At 64.4% G+C, this 15,792-nt stretch carries 16 protein-coding genes and 1 pseudogene; 11 read left to right on the forward strand and 6 right to left on the reverse strand.

What is annotated here, in order from left to right; all coding sequences use genetic code 11:
* Positions 1-685 precede the first annotated feature (685 nt).
* Positions 686-1,531 (reverse strand): helix-turn-helix transcriptional regulator, encoded by an 846-nt coding sequence (locus BJ970_RS01970; protein WP_184722877.1) that lies wholly within the window; start codon positions 1,529-1,531, stop codon positions 686-688.
* A 133-nt stretch (positions 1,532-1,664) separates the two neighbouring features.
* Between BJ970_RS01970 and BJ970_RS01975 the strand changes: the two genes are divergently transcribed.
* The 8 genes from BJ970_RS01975 (at position 1,665) to BJ970_RS37555 (ending at position 4,841) form a co-directional block, all read left to right on the forward strand.
* A complete protein-coding gene (locus BJ970_RS01975; RefSeq protein ID WP_246470639.1) occupies positions 1,665-1,946 on the forward strand; it encodes an Atu4866 domain-containing protein in 282 nt (93 codons plus the stop codon).
* 16 nt (positions 1,947-1,962) lie between these two features.
* The gene (locus BJ970_RS37540) at positions 1,963-2,226 is read left to right on the forward strand and encodes an SDR family oxidoreductase (RefSeq protein WP_246470641.1); all 264 of its coding nucleotides are present in this window, start codon (positions 1,963-1,965) and stop codon (positions 2,224-2,226) included.
* A 30-nt stretch (positions 2,227-2,256) separates the two neighbouring features.
* Positions 2,257-3,012 carry an SDR family NAD(P)-dependent oxidoreductase gene (locus BJ970_RS01985; RefSeq protein ID WP_184722880.1) on the forward strand — a complete coding sequence of 252 codons (756 nt, stop codon included), beginning with the start codon at positions 2,257-2,259 and terminating at the stop codon, positions 3,010-3,012.
* A 38-nt stretch (positions 3,013-3,050) separates the two neighbouring features.
* Positions 3,051-3,203 carry a hypothetical protein gene (locus tag BJ970_RS01990; RefSeq protein WP_184722883.1) on the forward strand — a complete coding sequence of 51 codons (153 nt, stop codon included), beginning with the start codon at positions 3,051-3,053 and terminating at the stop codon, positions 3,201-3,203.
* A 137-nt stretch (positions 3,204-3,340) separates the two neighbouring features.
* Positions 3,341-3,541 (forward strand): hypothetical protein, encoded by a 201-nt coding sequence (locus tag BJ970_RS37545; RefSeq protein WP_246471854.1) that lies wholly within the window; start codon positions 3,341-3,343, stop codon positions 3,539-3,541.
* A complete protein-coding gene (locus tag BJ970_RS37550; protein ID WP_246470646.1) occupies positions 3,454-3,657 on the forward strand; it encodes a type VII secretion target in 204 nt (67 codons plus the stop codon). The genes BJ970_RS37545 and BJ970_RS37550 overlap by 88 nt, the downstream gene beginning before the upstream one ends.
* Complete coding sequence (locus BJ970_RS02000) at positions 3,654-4,205, forward strand: DUF3558 domain-containing protein (RefSeq protein WP_312864065.1); 552 nt, start codon at positions 3,654-3,656, stop codon at positions 4,203-4,205. The genes BJ970_RS37550 and BJ970_RS02000 overlap by 4 nt, the downstream gene beginning before the upstream one ends.
* A 78-nt stretch (positions 4,206-4,283) precedes the next feature.
* Positions 4,284-4,841, forward strand: coding sequence for a tetratricopeptide repeat protein (locus tag BJ970_RS37555; protein WP_184722886.1), 558 nt, complete (start codon positions 4,284-4,286; stop codon positions 4,839-4,841).
* A gap of 177 nt (positions 4,842-5,018) precedes the next feature.
* Here BJ970_RS37555 and BJ970_RS02010 read toward each other — a convergent pair whose 3' ends face one another.
* From BJ970_RS02010 to BJ970_RS02025, 4 genes are read right to left on the reverse strand one after another with little or no spacing between them, the layout of a single operon-like run.
* Entirely contained in the window at positions 5,019-5,927 is a 909-nt protein-coding gene (locus BJ970_RS02010; RefSeq protein WP_184722889.1) for an alpha/beta hydrolase, read from the reverse strand.
* Entirely contained in the window at positions 5,906-6,106 is a 201-nt protein-coding gene (locus BJ970_RS02015; RefSeq protein WP_184722892.1) for a hypothetical protein, read from the reverse strand. Before BJ970_RS02015 ends, BJ970_RS02010 begins: the two co-directional genes overlap by 22 nt.
* A gap of 9 nt (positions 6,107-6,115) precedes the next feature.
* Positions 6,116-6,547: a hypothetical protein gene (locus BJ970_RS02020; protein ID WP_184722895.1), complete on the reverse strand. Its 432-nt coding sequence runs from the start codon at positions 6,545-6,547 to the stop codon at positions 6,116-6,118.
* Positions 6,544-8,178 carry a GMC family oxidoreductase gene (locus BJ970_RS02025; RefSeq protein ID WP_184722897.1) on the reverse strand — a complete coding sequence of 545 codons (1,635 nt, stop codon included), beginning with the start codon at positions 8,176-8,178 and terminating at the stop codon, positions 6,544-6,546. Before BJ970_RS02025 ends, BJ970_RS02020 begins: the two co-directional genes overlap by 4 nt.
* Positions 8,179-8,376: 198 nt before the next feature.
* Here BJ970_RS02025 and BJ970_RS02030 point away from each other — a divergent pair.
* Positions 8,377-8,606: pseudogene (locus BJ970_RS02030) on the forward strand (IS256 family transposase); the annotation flags it as partial.
* Positions 8,607-8,754: 148 nt separating this feature from the next.
* Positions 8,755-11,061: an ATP-binding protein gene (locus BJ970_RS39345; RefSeq protein ID WP_184722900.1), complete on the forward strand. Its 2,307-nt coding sequence runs from the start codon at positions 8,755-8,757 to the stop codon at positions 11,059-11,061.
* A gap of 980 nt (positions 11,062-12,041) precedes the next feature.
* On the opposite strand, the gene BJ970_RS02040 is transcribed toward BJ970_RS39345, so the two are convergent.
* A complete protein-coding gene (locus tag BJ970_RS02040) occupies positions 12,042-13,727 on the reverse strand; it encodes a DUF6119 family protein (protein ID WP_184722903.1) in 1,686 nt (561 codons plus the stop codon).
* Positions 13,728-13,916: 189 nt separating this feature from the next.
* Here BJ970_RS02040 and BJ970_RS02045 point away from each other — a divergent pair, with 189 nt between their 5' ends.
* Positions 13,917-15,785 (forward strand): helix-turn-helix transcriptional regulator, encoded by a 1,869-nt coding sequence (locus BJ970_RS02045; RefSeq protein WP_312864066.1) that lies wholly within the window; start codon positions 13,917-13,919, stop codon positions 15,783-15,785.
* Positions 15,786-15,792 lie beyond the last annotated feature (7 nt).

The raw sequence follows: 15,792 nt of genomic DNA on the forward strand, positions 1-15,792 counted from the left end.
ATTAATCGAAGTCGCAGGTCAGCGACCACGAAACTGGATGCGGCGAACTGAAAGTAGTTCAAAGATCGTAGGCCGTAATCGGCCTTTAGGGTCGGCTAGTGCGGCCGTATGGGTGATCCTGCCCTACCTGAGTCGGAGACCGGCAGCAGGCCGGGATTTTCCTTGTATTTAAGCGGATTAGCGCTGGTAGCACTATGGAGAGAGACATGGCAATGAATACCCTCGGCACCAGTGGGAGCACCGCCAGATGTGCCCCACGGATCAACCCGAACGGACCAACCACATCCCACGGGTGCGGGCTTCCAGGGACAGAAGAGCCCCAATTTCAGGCGAATTCGGAAACCACAGCACACGACGAATGCCATATAGCGGATCGAGCGCGTCCTTGCTGCACTCGGCGCTGCACATCGTCCACACAAGACAGTCCTAGAAGCACGCCGTGGAAGGTTCTGAGCCATGCGGTCGACTCCGAACCCCAGCCGCGAAGCTCCGCGAGGCCGTACGGCGCCTGAAACTGAATCCCGGCATAGGTGGACGGCATCGAACCGTTGGGCCACACGCCCACTGGATTGTTCCGCGGAAATTCCAGAAGAAGGCGCTGGAGGTCCGCAAAACTGTCGATTGTGTATACACATAGGCAACATGATCGCGGGAACTGCGCTGCTCGAATGGCCGGTCGGGCCGGTCAGGTGTTGGTAGGGGTGTCGGCCGGGTGCTTCGTGGCGTGCAGGCTGCTCAGCAGTGCGAGGGCGTGGGCGCTGGGGGCGGCCGGTTCCGCGTGGTAGATGACCAGTTGCTGTCCGGGGGCGCTGCGTACGTCGAAGGCTTGGTAGGTCAGTGTCAAGGGCCCGACGTCGGGGTGGACCAGGTGTTTGGGTTCGTGGGTCTTGCCGCGCACGTGGTGGGAGTTCCACAGGGTGCGGAATTCCTCGCTGCCGTCGCGGAGTTCGGCCACCAGGCGCAGCAGACCCGGGTCGTGTGGGTCGAAGCCCGCTGCCCTGCGCAGGTTCGCCACGGTGGCTTGCGCCGTCCAGTCCCAGCGCGCGTAGAAGTGGCGTCCCGCGGGGTCGAGGAAGGTCATGCGGGCGAGGTTGTCCGCCGGGTGAAACGGTGCGAACAGCGCGTCGGCCAGGGCGTTGGTGGCTAGCACATCCAAGATCCGATTGAGCACGAACGCCGGGGTGTTGGTGTAGCCGTCCATCAGCTGCCGCAGTTCCGGGCTCACGGTCTGCGGTACCGGCGCGCGGGCGGTCTCCGGTGCGGTGCCCGTCAGCCGGTACAGGTGCTCGCGTGCTTCGGGGTCGAGATTCAGTGCGCGGCAAAGAGCATCCAGGACCTGTGGAGACGGGTTGGATTCGCGGCCCTGTTCCAGGCGGGTGTAGTAGTCGGCGTTCACGCCGGCGAGCACGGCGACTTCCTCGCGACGCAGTCCGGACACCTTGCGCCGACCTGAATAGAGCAGGCCCGCGTCTTCGGGGGTCCGTTGCGCACGGCGTGCCCGCAGGAACTCACCCAACTCTCCACCGCTCATACCGCCACCTTAGGCCGGTGCCCGCACGGTTGGGTGGGTATGGCGCACCCAGTCAGCGCACGTCCTGCCGCTTACCGCGCCGGCTTCTGAGACTCGGTGGTACGAGACCGCAAGTCAGGGATTGAGGCGAGCGATGATGAGCACAGGCCAGTCAAACACCGAGCCGAACGCCGACGTGGTCGGCATGTGGGTCACCGCGGATGGGTACATCCGGCAGGAACTCCGTGCCGACGGACGCTATGACGAGGCCCGCGGCGACAGACGCAGCGCCTACACCGGCCGGTACACGGTAACCGGGAATCACCTGGATTACGTCGATGACGCCGGCTTCACCGCGACCGGAGACATCCGCGACGGCGTGCTCTACCACGAGCACCTCGTGCTTTACCGCGAATCCGCCGATGACGAGCATTGAACAGGGAGCCACACCAATGACTACATCGCGCCCGGGCCACGAAGCGGTGGCCGAGTTGGACGGAAAGGCCGCGCTGGTCACCGGCGCCGCGCGCGGGGTCGGCGCGGCCACGGTTGCCTGGCTGCACGATCGGGGCGCCCACGTGGTGGCCACCGATGTCCGTCCCCAGGTCGCGCAACCCGAGGAGATCGCCGAGGTGATCGGGTTTCTGGCCTCGCCCCGGTCCGGCTTCATCACCGGAGCCATCGTCGCCGCCGACGGCGGCTACACCGCCGCCTGACCCATCCCCCTACCAGACAAGGAACGAAGCATGACTGGACGGTTGACCGGCAAGGTCGCGCTGATCACCGGCGCCACCGGAGGCATCGGATCCGCCACCGCGGACCTATTCGCCCGAGAAGGAGCCCGCCTGGTCGTCACCGACGTCGACGATGACGCTGTGCGCGCACTCACGACGCGGCTGGCAGCCGACGGCGCCGAGGCGCTGGCGACCCGGCTGGACGTCTCCTCGGCCGAGCACTGGGGCGAGGTGATCGAACTGATCCGCCAGCGCTTCGGCCGGCTGGATGTGCTGGTCAACCTTGCCGGCATCCTGGACTGGCCCGGCATCGAGGACACCGAGCAGCAGTCCTGGGACCGCGTGATCGCGGTCAATCAGACCGGCACCTGGCTCGGGATGAAGACCGCCATGCCGCTCCTGCGCGCGTCCGGCAACGCCTCGGTGATCAACACCTCCTCGGTCCTCGGTCTCGTCGGCAGCGGGGCAGCCGCCGCATACCAAGCTTCCAAAGGGGCCGTGCGGCTGCTGACCAAAACCGCCGCGGTCGAATACGCCACGCGCGGTGTCCGGGTCAATTCGGTGCATCCCGGCGTCATCCAAACCCCGATGATCCAGGACCTGCTCGACGAGCAAGGCGACCAGCAACCCGACATCATGCGCACCCCAATGCGCCGAGCGGGCCGGGCTGACGAGGTCGCTCCCACCATGCTTTTCCTGGCCAGCGACGAATCTTCGTTCATCACCGGAGCCGAGTTCGTCGTTGACGGCGGACTCACCGCGTACTGACACCCACAGGTCATCCCACAGCCACCACGCCGGTGGCCGTGGGCCCTGCTGACGGTACCGCCGCAGCGGACACCGCCCCCGACAGCCCGAATCCCCAATCACCACCGATCACGGGAACGCCGACCTTCGGCCGGTTGCAGGAGCTCTACGGGCTACCCAATGCCGCCAACCTCGATGAGTACAGGGAGTGAGACAGAAACGAACGACTCAATAAAGCAGTAGCGCGGCTCCAGCTGCGCACTGCATATAGAGGCCAGCCGGTCGAGCACCGTTGGCATTGCAACGGGGCTCGATTTGGCATGTCCGAAACCACCCCCGCGAGAGGGGCATGGTCGAGAGCATCCCCCTGGTTGATCGACAAGCCAGGGGGAAAGCAACTGTGACTCAGGGCGGTTTCGAGGCGGCGGCGGAAGGTCTGCAAGCTGTCCGCAGCCGGACGCAATGGATCAACCAACAGGTCAGTGCTGGCAAACTGGCCAGCGGTTCGCTGACAAGGCTGAACACGCAACAGCTGGAGCATTGCCGCTGATCAAGGAGATGCAAAAAGTCTTACAGGAACAGGCGGATGCCTTCCGTGCAGCGGCGAGAGACTATCGTGCGACCGACGACCAGAACGCCCAGGATCTTCAGCGAGGTATTCAGTGACCGCACTCTCTCGGACCCTGATTTCTGCGACCGCCGGTTTGGTGTTGATCGGCCTCGCCGGATGCTCTGGTGGCGCCGCTGGCAGCAACGGTAGGACCACCACAGAGCAGCCCCCAACATCGAGTGCGGCAGCCGCTGGCTTGAAGGACTTCGACACGTGCGCGTTCTTCACACAGGGAGATCTGAGTGCCGCTGGTGTCAAGGGCCCGGGCCAGAAAGCAGAGCAGCTGAGCTTTGAACCGGGCTGCAGCTACAGGGGCGAGAAGATCCTCCTCACCCTCTACAAGAACGCGGAAGAGACCGTCGACAAGTACGAATCCGATGGCCATTGGGATAAGTACGAAAAATTCAGCATCAACGGGCGCAACGCTGCCCGCGCCGTCGAAGGCGGCGGAGGCGCGGTTGACGCTGGTTGCTCGATCGTCCTCGATGCGGGCGACGGTGTCGTGCTCGTCGATGTAACCGAGGCCAAGCCTGGTTCAGTGTCTGATAAGTGCGGCGAGGCCGAGAAGATCGCCCGCCACGTCGAGCCGCGGCTCCCCAAGTAACAGGCTTCCGGAGTCGGGCGCACTTTCCGCGCTCTGAGCGACGCGACTTTCCCGCATGCGATCGAACTCTGCGAAGAAGTGATCCCCCAGCTACGAACCTCCACAGATATCCACTGGTTCTCCGCCGCCCTGGTCTTCCCGGGGGTCAGCGCCTCCCTGCACGGCGACTCGCAACGAGTCACCGCCGTATACGAGGAACTTCTCGCGCTCTCACGCGAGCACGGTGAGAACTGGCGCCGTTCCTACGCCCTCTGGGGCCTCGGGGTCGAGGCCTGGCGTCAAGGCCAGCCAGAGCGCGCCGCGACACTGGCGCGGGAAAGCCTTGAACTCCAGCAAGAATTCAAAGACCACCACTGCACCGGACTGTGCGCCGAAACGATCGCGTGGGTCGCGACCAGCGAAGGCCGCTATGACGACGCCGCGCGGCTGTTCGGAGCCGCCGAAACCATCCGCCGTGAAGCGGGCGCACCCCTGCTCACCTTCCGTCGCTACCACGACGAGTGCGAACAACAAACTCGGCAGGCTCTCGGCGACGACCACTACCGCAACTGCTTCGCCCAGGGGCTCGGATGTCAGCCTCGAACAAGCGATCGCATACCTCCGCGGCAAACCACTACGCGCCGAGCCCACACCTGAAGCAGAGCCTCGGGCACGCCTCAACGTGAACGAGAAATCGCCGAACTCGACCGCCAAGGAACGAGTAACAAACAAATCGCCAGCACGCTCGTCTTCATCAACGGGTGCTTGGCCCGCTCTCCGCGACGTGTCTCGGAGACGATCTGTCTTCCGTACTCGCCGACAGCCTGAGTCCGTTTACTCGTGGGGAACTGAACTTGCGCGGCCGGTGATCGTGATCATGAAATCTGCCATCCGGTCGATTGCCTCCGCTGCTTCCGGGGTCCCCCCGGCCAGCGCCGGGTAGGAATGGATGGCTCCAGGCACCGAATGGAAACGAACGTTGTTCCCGGCTTCCGTCAGCTTTTCGACCAGCCGGGCGGAGTCGCTGTACAACACGTCCCTGGTGCCCGCCTCGACATGCACCGGCGGGAGCTCGGTGAGGTCGGCGTAGAGGACCGAGGCGAGTGGGCTCCGCGGGTCCTGATCGTCGAGGTACAGCCGCGCCATTGACCCCGCTGACTCCTCGGTGGTGAGCGGATCATTGGTGGCCGGGGTCATCGATTCGCCACGGAGCTCCAGATCGGTCCAGGGCGACATCACCACGCCACCCGCCGGCAGCGGCAGGCCCTTCTCGCGTAGCTCAACGAGCACAGCCAACACGAGAGCCCCGCCCGCCGAGTCGCCGGTCAACACGATCTCTTGGGGACTGACACCGCTGTTGAGCAGCCAGCGGTAGGCAGCGAACGAGTCGGCGACGGCCGTCGGGAACGGGTACTCCGGCGCAAGCCGGTAGCCGAAGGCGAGGCACCGCATGCCCGACGCTCGCGACAGCGTCCCGTTGAACTGCCGCCACATCCACGGCTCGCCGCACACGTAGCCGCCACCGTGGAAGTACATGAAGCAGGCATCGCTCGCCTGCTCGCCCGTCCACACCCATTCCGACCGTGCTCCGCCGATACCACCCAGGTCCGCGGGCTCGGAGCGGATGTCCTCATCGACCGGCACTGCCCGCCACACCCTCTCGTAGTGGCGCCGCTGCCCCGGAACATCCAAGGGAAAATCGGTAATGCTCTCGATCACTTCTAGCATTTCGCGGCTGACCATGAACCCACCTCTCTCATATCGACGTCGAAGACCGGCACCTCGAAGTCGAGCTCCTCGGCCCAGGCGAGCCGGTCCTTGGCGTTCTGGCCCCATGGGTTGCCCTTGTTCTCCAGGTTCTTGAACATCCCGCCCAGCTCGGTGGGGAAGTTCGACTCGATCAGCACCGGGGAGCGGCGCATGTCCAGGAGTCAGACAGTCGGCCTATAAATTGGTCCCCGTTGCACAACGCGCTCTAGAAGGTGGATATAGGTCTTCACCTCGTCGTTCGCGACAGGTCGATTTTCCTGCCCCGGGTAACCGATGAGCGCGCGTACCTCGGGGCTCATAAGGTAGGCGCCAGCGACGAGCACGCTGAACGCGTCGAACAGCTCGGGGCTGTTCTTGTGGAGCGTCTCGATTGCCTCGGCAGGAGGTTCATCCACAGCTTCGGCCAGGGACGCCCGGAACCGGTCGGCCAGGTCTGGGCGGGCACCGAGCGCGTGCTCGATCCAGATTGAATGCACGTCCATCTGCGTAGCAGCAGGCATCCCGGCAGCGTTGGGGATAAGGACATCGGCGCGGGCGCCACAGATGTCGCGCTCGTGATCGGTCAGCGTCACAGCAGGGTACGAGGCGGTCATAGGGGGACCTCCTGGTTTTTCCGGTTCGCGATGAGCTGCTCCATGGCACGCAGCGTGAGCGCGGTGATCGTGGCAGTTGGATTGACCGCAGCCGAGGTGACGAACGCGCTGCCATCGATGACGTAGAGGTTCGGCACGTCGTGCGCGCGATGCCACTCGTTGATCACTGAGTCGGCGGGGTCGAGGCCCATCCGGGCCGTTCCCATGATGTGCCAGCCGCAGTCCCGCATGAGGGGTGTGATGTGGACCTCGGTCGCACCGGCGGCTTTGTGCGCATCGCGGGCTCGTTCGAGGTTGAAATCCATCAGCCGTCGCGTGTTATCCGACGACCGATAGATGATCTTTGGCGATGGGATGCCGTCGGAGTCGGTCTGTTTCGAGTCGAGGACGACCCGGTTTTCCAGGTCAGGCAAGTCCTCTGCCGTGATTCCCCACTCGAACGACCGGCCGAGAGTCCTGCGGATCCGGTGGTGGAAGTTCTCGCCCCAGACCTCCTCGACCGGACTGTCGCTGTAACCGGCGCGCAGCCCCAGGGGACCGCCGCTGGGCATGACCTGCCACTTGCTTCCGCGCGCAAAGCCACGGCTGGCATCAGTCTCGTAGAACTCGAAGGTCTGGATCGCGTGCCCTGCAGGACCGAGCCAGCTCTCCAGCGGCTCGTCGTAGACACCCGTCGCCGCAGCATAGGGATGCATCATCAGGCGACGGCCGACAAGACCGGAAGAATTCGCGAGCCCGTCAGGGTGGGCTCGCGACGTCGAGAGGAGCAACAGGCGCGCGGTGCCGATGCCGTTGGCAGCCATAACGATCACATCGGCGGCCTGATGCCTCTCTGCGCCGTTCCGATCGATATAGACCGCCCCGGTCGCGAGGCCCTTCGCATCGGTGGTGACCTCCTTGACCCTCGCCCCGGTGACTAGGCGCGCGCCCGCATCGATGGCGTCAGGCCAGTGCGTGATATCCACCGAGCCCTTCGCACCTTCGGGACAGCCTGTCAGGCATGTCCCCCGGCGGACGCAGGCGTTCATGTGGCGATATTTCCTCGCCGAAATCGCGTTGGGCGCGGGCCACCAGTGCCAACCCAACTTGTCCAGGCCTTCCGCCGCCTTCCGGCCGATCTTGTTGATCGGCATGGGCGGATTGGGATAGGGCGCCTTGTCGGGATACGCGGGATCGCCCGCGAGACCCGAGACGCCCATGTCGATCTCGGTCCGTCCATAGAAGGGAGCAAGGTCTTCGTAGCTGATCGGCCAGTCGTCGCCCACGCCGTCACGGGTTCGGGTCTGGAAGTCCGACGGCAGCATCCGCACCCATTGTGCTGCGTACAAGATCGTGCTCCCGCCGACGCCGTTGAACATCAGCGGGTTGACATCGGATTCGCTGGTGTCGATCGGATAGTCCGAGGCCCGAGCCCGCGTGTTTGGGTTGGGATGCCAGTCCTTCTGTGCCTTGAGCTCCCACTCCGGGCGGGCTCCCGCGAACTCGGTCGGCCTGGTCCAATCGCCTTGCTCCAGGCACACCACCGAGAAGCCCGCCTTCGACAGCTCGACTGCGGCGAAAGCACCGGAGGCGCCCGCTCCCACGATCAGGACGTCGGCCTTCTCCTCGCGGAGATTGTCACGGCCGTTCATACGCGCCGTCCTTCCATGGTCTTGCCGGTTCGGAGGTGCCGTTCCAGGGCGTCGGTCGAGAACTGAACGCTTTCCGTTCGGCCACGATGTGCAGGACATGGTCCCGCTCCTCGTGCTGACCGGCGAGGCAGCGCAGCGCCCCGCTCTTACTCGGACTTCGTCGAGGACTACCCTGCCCGGGGGGCAGGCACCGCGGGCAACGCGATTGAGTCGCTGAATGCCCGCTACTGCCGACCAGTACGAGCCAGGGCGCACTTCCGGCCGAGCAAGCAGCCTTGAAGTGCCAGTAGCTTGTGACCCGCAGCATGCACCCGACCGGCACGGGCCACAACCAATGGACGATGCGATGGAAACCAGTCATCAACGCCTTCGCCATCGCCTTCGCCATCGCCTTCGGCGACCGCTGGTCGGCCGCCGAAACCTACTAACCGAACACCGTTGCCGAGGCAGACCTCCCCGGCTGAGCAAAAATCGCGGCGATTAACAGGAGCGATGCCGGGTAATGTTGTCTATCAGCGTTGCCATTGGTGCTCACGTGACCAGCGAGAGCTCGTTGTCCCACTCTATGCTGGATTTGTGGCTGCACCGAGGGCGGTGACTGGCTCTGTCGGCAGCTTGCCGGCTGAGCTGACGAGTTTTGTCGGCCGGCGGGTGGAGCGAGCGGAGATCAGGCGGCTGCTGTCAAGGGCGCGACTGGTGACACTGACCGGTTTCGGCGGGGTGGGCAAAACACGGCTGGCCTTGCGCGCGGCGACGGAGTTACGCCGGGCGTTCCCAGACGGGGTGTGGTTTGCCGACCTTTCGACGCTCAGTGATCCCGTTCTCGTCCCCGACACGGTCGCCAGCGCATTGAAGCTGCACCCGCAGTCACCACGCGGGGCCATCGGCGTTCTGACGGAGTTCCTTGCGCCGCGTCACGCGCTGCTGGTGTTGGACAGCTGCGAGCATCTGCTGGATCCGTGCGCTGAACTGGCAGGCTCGGTGCTGCAGTCCGCCCCGAACCTGCGCATCCTCGCGACGAGCCGACAGTCATTGAACACCGCCGGAGAGCAGATCCTTCCGGTGATGCCGTTGCCGGTCCCAGACAAGCTGCACCCTCGCGTCGCGCAGATAGAGGATTCATCGATCAACTTGTTTCTCGACCGTGCCAGGGCCGTGGTGCCTGACCTCCGACTAACCGACGACAACATGGACAAGGTGCTCGCGCTCTGCCAGCAACTCGAGGGCGTGCCGCTTGCCCTGGAGCTCGCCGCCGTCCAGTTACGCGGAATGGGTCTCACCGAGGTTCTGGAGCAGCTGTCCGGTCGCTTCCCATCACTTACGTGGAATCGGGTAGCCGGAGACCGGCAACATAGTTTACGGGAGTGCATCGAGTGGAGTTACGAGCTGTGCACACCGGAAGAACGCGACCTTTGGGCGCAGGCGGCGGTCTTCGCTGGCGGTTTCGAACTTGACGCCATCGAATCTATCGCCACGGCAACCTCCCACGACAGCGAGCCTGCGCTTGCGAGCGTCCTGTTTTCGCTGGTGGATAAGTCCATTTTGATCCGCGAGGAGCATGATGGCAAGACGCGCTATCGCATGCTGGAAATCATCCGCCAGTACGGACAGCAGCGGTTGCGCGATTCCGGACAATGGATAACCGCGCGCCGTCGCCACCGCGACTTCTATGCCGACTTTGTTGACCAAGCGCAGGCAGGGTGGGGCAAGGTACGCGAGAGCGAATGGTTCGCTCGACTGCGCCGTGAACACGCTAACCTGCAAGCGGCGTTGGAGTTCTGCGCGACCGAGCCTGGCGAGGCAGTTACCGGCCTGCGCATCGCGGCTGGCTTACGTCACCACTGGATGACACGAGGGCTGGTCCGTGAAGGACGCCATTGGATCACACGTCTCCGCACGCAAACGTCATCGGACACCCACGCCACAATCCTGGCCATCAACACCGCTGTTTGGCTGGCCACTTTGCAAGGCGACCTCACCATGGCGGCCTCGTTACTAGAGGACGGCCGTGCACTGGCCCGCAAGTTCGGTGAGCCGGCCGAGGCGTTCATCCGTCAGGCCTCCGGTTTCCGGGCTTTGTTCGCCGATGACCTGTCCCGGGCAGCCAGCGATTTCGAAAAGGCACTTGCCACTTTCGAGACCATAGGAAATTCCGGCGAACAGGTCTATACGCTGTTTCTGCTTGCGCTTGTGCATACCTTTGCGGGCGATTTCGAACGTGCGCCGACCCGCTATCACGAATGCTTAGCGCTCGACCCCCCGGACGAAATTCTGATCCGCGCCAAGTGTCTGAGCTGGTTAGCCATCCTGCACACAGGGGACATCCAAGGGGCCCTCAAGATGGAACAGGAAAGCCTGCGGCTGAAATATTCGATCGACGACCACTTTGGCATAGCCATCTCGATCGATGCCATGGCATGGATCACGGCCCGGAGCAATCCGCGGCGCGCAGCCGCCCTGCTTGGCGCCGCCGTCACACGCTTTGAGGAGATGGGCATCCCCATCACCTCGCTACCCGGTCTGTTCACCCGCCACCAGGAGTGCGAGACACGCCTGCGACAGACGCTAGCCGATACCTTCGCGGATGCCTACACCCAGGGCGCCAGCCTGCGGCGTGATACCGCGATTCAATACGCCTTGACGGAAGAGCCCCACGCACAGCCTGCACCCGACTCGGCCCGATCACCTTTCGATCTTCTCACACCCCGCGAGTCGGAGGTAGCCGCGTTGGTCTCCCAGGGCCTGTCCAATAAGGACATCGCGAAGATGCTCCTTATCTCCCAACGCACGGCGGAATCCCATGTCCAGCACATCCTTGCCAAGCTCAGCTTCGCCTCCCGTGCCCAGATCGCGACCTGGATCACGGAACGGCGCAGCAAATAGCCACTCAGCAGGTCACCGGAGGAGCTTGATCCTGCGTTGCTCCCCCGATGACCTGGTGTTTCGAGGTGGGCGCAGCTGGGTTCGAACCAGCGACCCCTTGCTTGTAAGTTGTGTCCACAGGAGACAGCGAACTGCGAAAATCGAAGAAACCGCAGGACAATGCTGTGAAGTACAGCGCCGTTGCGAGCAGTACAACGCAGCTCAGGACAGCACGTTCCTCCCATTTCCCTCCACGGCACGTGAGCGTCTGCACCCCAGGAAGCAACCGGGCTCGACCCAGCAACCCTTCGGTTACCGGGCCAGCCTGGACGCCAATCAATCTAGCTGGAAACTTTGCAATCGCTCACGCCTTCAATCGGCATGATTCGACATCATTCGACCACGAGTCTGCACCATAAATGCACCCTCGTTCGTGTTCTTGCTTCCCGAGGTGAGCTCAAGATCTTGTGCAGCTTCCAAGAGTCTTCACAACCCTGATCACCACCGGAACGACAACGCTGGTCAGCCCTTTCCTCGACAGCACCGGGCCAGTTGCATAGGCGAAGGAGTCCTCGTGAGCCCTACCGCGTCGAGGTAGACACGGCCACATCGCCCCGACCCGCGAAAATAGAGATCATGCAGGTCGGGGCAGTTCTGTTGTGGACGGTCGAGAGCGGTTCAGCGCAGAATGGAACCTCCGAGATTCCTCCCAAGTTGGCGCTCCCAAGGCGGAATCGGCCGTCGGCATCTCGTGGCGCGCTGTCGTGAACTGTGCTGCGTGCACCCTTGCCAGCATCGTGAGATCCGGCTGAAGAGCCACCGTGACGTCACGGCAGGAGCGATATTGTTCATGTGTATCCGCGACATGAGCATTCCGGCTTCGTGTGCTTGTCGTTGTCGTCGTGAAGCGTGAACACCAGTGAAGCGCCATGCCCTTATCTCCGATCGCGAAAGCGAACCACGACGGGGATCGACATCGCCTGCAGGCGGCACGGAACCGTTCACGCAGCCACGTCGTGAACCTCGTCAGCGGCGTCAGCTTCGATACCGACGACCTCAACCTCCACTCCCCGCTCCTCCAGCAGCTTCACTGTCTGCGCGAGCGCGACCTGCGAGAACGCGAACAGCGTGTCAGGGGTGAGGTCGACACCCTTCTTGAGAAGGATCGCGAAGACGACGCGCTTGGGCTTGAAGTCCTTCGGTATGACGCGACCGCTGACGTCATGGACCTTGCGCGCGAACCGCTCCCGAACCTCGGCGCTCTCCAGCAGCATCTGCACGGCCACGAGCCCCTGGTGGAACAGGTGACTCAGGGCATCGGACGCACTCGCCTGCTTGACCATGACCATTGTGCCATCGGCGGCGAGCAGGTCGCAGACTTCCAGTGTGTCGGGCGATTTCAGCGGGTTGCGCACCTTTTTCTTGTCCAGGCACACGTACCCGGCGTCCGGGCACCGCTTTGGGGCGTTCTCGTTGTAGTCGCTTTCTTCCTCCCCAGGCATCCACTTCGGCAATTCCACGGACGCCTTCGGCCTGATCACCCTGGTCACGGTATTGACGATCTCGGGCAGGTATCGTTCGCCGATCTCGTACCACTGGTTGTCGGTGAGGTGGAACCGACGGGACCCGATCGACAACAAGTTCGCTTCCAGCCACCGGATCAGCGGGTCGGTGGCCAAATCATTCGAGGCCCGGTCGCCGACGCGCCGGAACAGCGCCACTTCCGCATCACGCAACGCGGGCACACGGTGACCGGGCCGGTGCATTCCCAGTCTCTTCAGCACGTATTCCAGGTCGAACTCGTCGGAGTGGCGCCACTCGGATTTGCTGATCTTGATGCGGTAGTTCCGCGCCTCGGCGATCTCGTCAAGGCGGTTGTACGGCATTGCGGCCGTGACGAGCCCACTGGCAGGATCCCCCAACACGTCGTCCAGCACTCGATCCAGTTCCTCCACTGTCGCTTCATCGCGGACCGGTCGGACGTGCTCGATGAATTCCAGCGCGCGGTGCGGCGAGTTCTGGCGGCACACCCGAGCGACTTCCCGGATGTCGGCGACCAGGTTCTTCGCCTCGATGCCGAGCGGCAGCTGGAGCCCGTACCCTCCGTCTACCCGGACGAGTGTGTCGTTACCGAGGCGAGTCCGCGTCAGTGCCACTCCGTGGATCTCGCCGGCCACCTTGCGCACGATCCGCAGGTACTCCTTGACACCAAGCCGACTCACCGGTGCTCCGCCCGCGATCATGGTGATGTCGGTACGTCCCTCGCCCAGCACTTTCGAGGTCATGCCGAAAACTGCGTTGGGGTCTACGGCCCGTAGTGCGAAGGTCAGGCCGAAGTTCGTGTCCTTGAGCCGGTCGGGAATCAGCCGGAATCCCTGGTCGAAGCCGATCGCGTAGACCTGACCGTCGACGGCGAGCACCAGCACGGCGGACGAGCGCCAGCTCGGCTCGGCCACGTCGCATCCTGTCGTGCGCCGGACCTCCGGGCACCACTCCGCCTGGTCACGCACGTCGTTCACCGTCACGAGCAGGGCCGGGATGTCGAGCTCGGTGAAATACGGCGCCTCCTGCACCGTGTGGTCGAGTGCGTCGAGGCGGTCGTGATCCAGCGCTTTCCGCAAACCGTCGGGGGTCGCTGGTACACCGATGAGGCGGTAGAGCGTGTGCTTGGACGTGTTCGTCGCCATGTGCTTCTCCACGGTTCCGAGTCCGGAGTCGGTCTCTCCGGGCTGACGGGGAAGATCGGGACCGCTTCGACAGTGACAGCAGGCACACTGGATACACGAAGTTTTTTCCGATAAGTAGGGTTATCAGAATAATCTTTCACTAAGATTGCTCGGCGATCTACTCTTGCGGTGATCGAGAGGAGACCGACCGTGACGGACTCGGAAGCCACGCTGACGCTGCGGGACATCGCCGCGCTCGCGGGTGTGCAGCGTGCCGTGGTGAGTGCGTGGCGCACCCGCCCGATGGTGCGCGGCCGGTCGATTCCGTTTCCCGCGCCGATCGACGACACCGGCGGTCTCGCGCGGTTCCGGCGTGACGAGATCGTCGAGTGGCTCCGGGCCACCGGGCGCGGCAACAACCCCGAAATGCACCTGGACGCCCCAGCATGGAGCGCGCCTGACGGTGCGTCGCTGGAGGAACTCGTGGCGTTACTATGCCTGCGTTCCGCCACCGGCGACGACCTTGGTGAGCTAGGACACGACGAGCTCGTGGACCTGGCCGAGGAGATCGACCCGAAGGATCGGTGCCTGGTACGCGAGGTCCGTGCAGCCACCGTCGACACGGTCCGATATGTCGAGGATCTCGCCGAGGCGTCCCGGGGCCCGGACGAAGCGCTCGATCTACTGGAGCGGGGTCGCGTCGCCCGTGAGCACGCGACCCGCGAGCTAACCGACACCGCGATCGACCTGGTCCGCACAGTCGCGACCGCATGCGCGCGGGACCTGGATCCCTACGGCGTCCCCCTGATCCACACCGACGGTCCGCACCGGCTGACCTTGACGGTCGCCGCCGACTTCACCGAACTGATCGTGCCCGACTTCGAACCGGGCGACGATCACCGTGCCCTGCTCCGGCGCGCGATGATCCGAGGTGTCGAGACCGCGACGGAGACCGCGCTGCCCAGCATCCACCTCCGCTCGGTCCTCGGCTCCGACACGGCGTCCGTTCTCGATGACATCGACAACGTGATCCTGGGGCTCGGCCCGAACGACGTGGCGATGATCCTCGGCCCGGCGTCGATGCTGTGCGATGACCTCAGAGGCGACGCCGAGTCCGACCGCGCGCGCACCCTCCGCCCGGGCAACCTCGCCTTCGCCGCACGCCTTCCCCGCGGCCTGTGGCGTGAGGCGCACCGCCAGGCCCTCGGGCTCTGGATCTGCACCGGACGCACCGACTCACCGCTTCGAGTTACCGACATCGCGACGCTCGACGAGCTCGACGCCGACGACCTGGCCGCAGATGCGGTGGCGGCGCTGAACGACGACTCCGCGCGGGCCTTCCGCTACGCCCGCCCGCGCGAGCTCGCGGCGGTCCTGAGCAAGCAGCCCGTGGTCCCCCGGGGCATCCGCGCGGCCCGCTTCGCTACTACTGAGCCCGCCGAGCACCGCGACCGTGTCATCGCCGCCACCCAACGCACCGCCGAGCCGCTTCCCGGATTCGACGTCCTCGTCTCCCCCGCCGCCGGCACCATCGCGGTGAGCTGGTCATCGCTGGGACAGCTGGAGAACCAGAAGCTCCTCAAGATCAAACGCGGTAAGCGCTACAACGAGGACGATCACGACCCGGATGGCACCGTGGACGTAGTTGGCGCGTCCGGCCCGACCGGTATCCGGCTCGATCCGATCGAGGCCGCCCAACGCCATCCGCACGCGCCCCGCACCGACTCGGGCGACGTCGTCTTCGCCAAGAGCCCGCCCGAAGCCTGGGTGGACCCGATCGGAGGATCACTGCTCCGGGCTCCAGCGCGAATCATCCGGCTCGCTCCCGGGGCCGGGATCGGCCCGCATACCCTGGCGGCGATCATCAACCGACTCCCGGACACAGCCGGTGACCCACTGGCATGGAACGTTCCCCGGCTGGAGACCGGCGTCCAGGAACTCGACGATGCACTCGCCGCCGCCACCGCCTACGAGGCGCGGCTACGCGAGCGGCTGAACGCCCTCCAGAACCTAACGGAGTTCATGATCAACGGAGCCGCCGAAGGTGCGATCACCATCGTTGGTCACGGCGAAAACTGAGGAAGAA

Source organism: Saccharopolyspora phatthalungensis (assembly GCF_014203395.1).
In the GTDB taxonomy this organism is placed as follows: Bacteria; Actinomycetota; Actinomycetes; order Mycobacteriales; family Pseudonocardiaceae; genus Saccharopolyspora; species Saccharopolyspora phatthalungensis.

Coding starts and splice junctions, on each gene's coding strand:
- BJ970_RS01970 (WP_184722877.1), bottom strand. CDS start 1,531: ATGAGCGGTGGAGAGTTGGGTGAGTTCCTGCGGGCACGCCGTGCGCAA.
- BJ970_RS01975 (WP_246470639.1), top strand. CDS start 1,665: ATGATGAGCACAGGCCAGTCAAACACCGAGCCGAACGCCGACGTGGTC.
- BJ970_RS37540 (WP_246470641.1), top strand. CDS start 1,963: ATGACTACATCGCGCCCGGGCCACGAAGCGGTGGCCGAGTTGGACGGA.
- BJ970_RS01985 (WP_184722880.1), top strand. CDS start 2,257: ATGACTGGACGGTTGACCGGCAAGGTCGCGCTGATCACCGGCGCCACC.
- BJ970_RS37545 (WP_246471854.1), top strand. CDS start 3,341: ATGGTCGAGAGCATCCCCCTGGTTGATCGACAAGCCAGGGGGAAAGCA.
- BJ970_RS37550 (WP_246470646.1), top strand. CDS start 3,454: ATGGATCAACCAACAGGTCAGTGCTGGCAAACTGGCCAGCGGTTCGCT.
- BJ970_RS02010 (WP_184722889.1), bottom strand. CDS start 5,927: ATGGTCAGCCGCGAAATGCTAGAAGTGATCGAGAGCATTACCGATTTT.
- BJ970_RS02015 (WP_184722892.1), bottom strand. CDS start 6,106: ATGCGCCGCTCCCCGGTGCTGATCGAGTCGAACTTCCCCACCGAGCTG.
- BJ970_RS02020 (WP_184722895.1), bottom strand. CDS start 6,547: ATGACCGCCTCGTACCCTGCTGTGACGCTGACCGATCACGAGCGCGAC.
- BJ970_RS02025 (WP_184722897.1), bottom strand. CDS start 8,178: ATGAACGGCCGTGACAATCTCCGCGAGGAGAAGGCCGACGTCCTGATC.
- BJ970_RS02040 (WP_184722903.1), bottom strand. CDS start 13,727: ATGGCGACGAACACGTCCAAGCACACGCTCTACCGCCTCATCGGTGTA.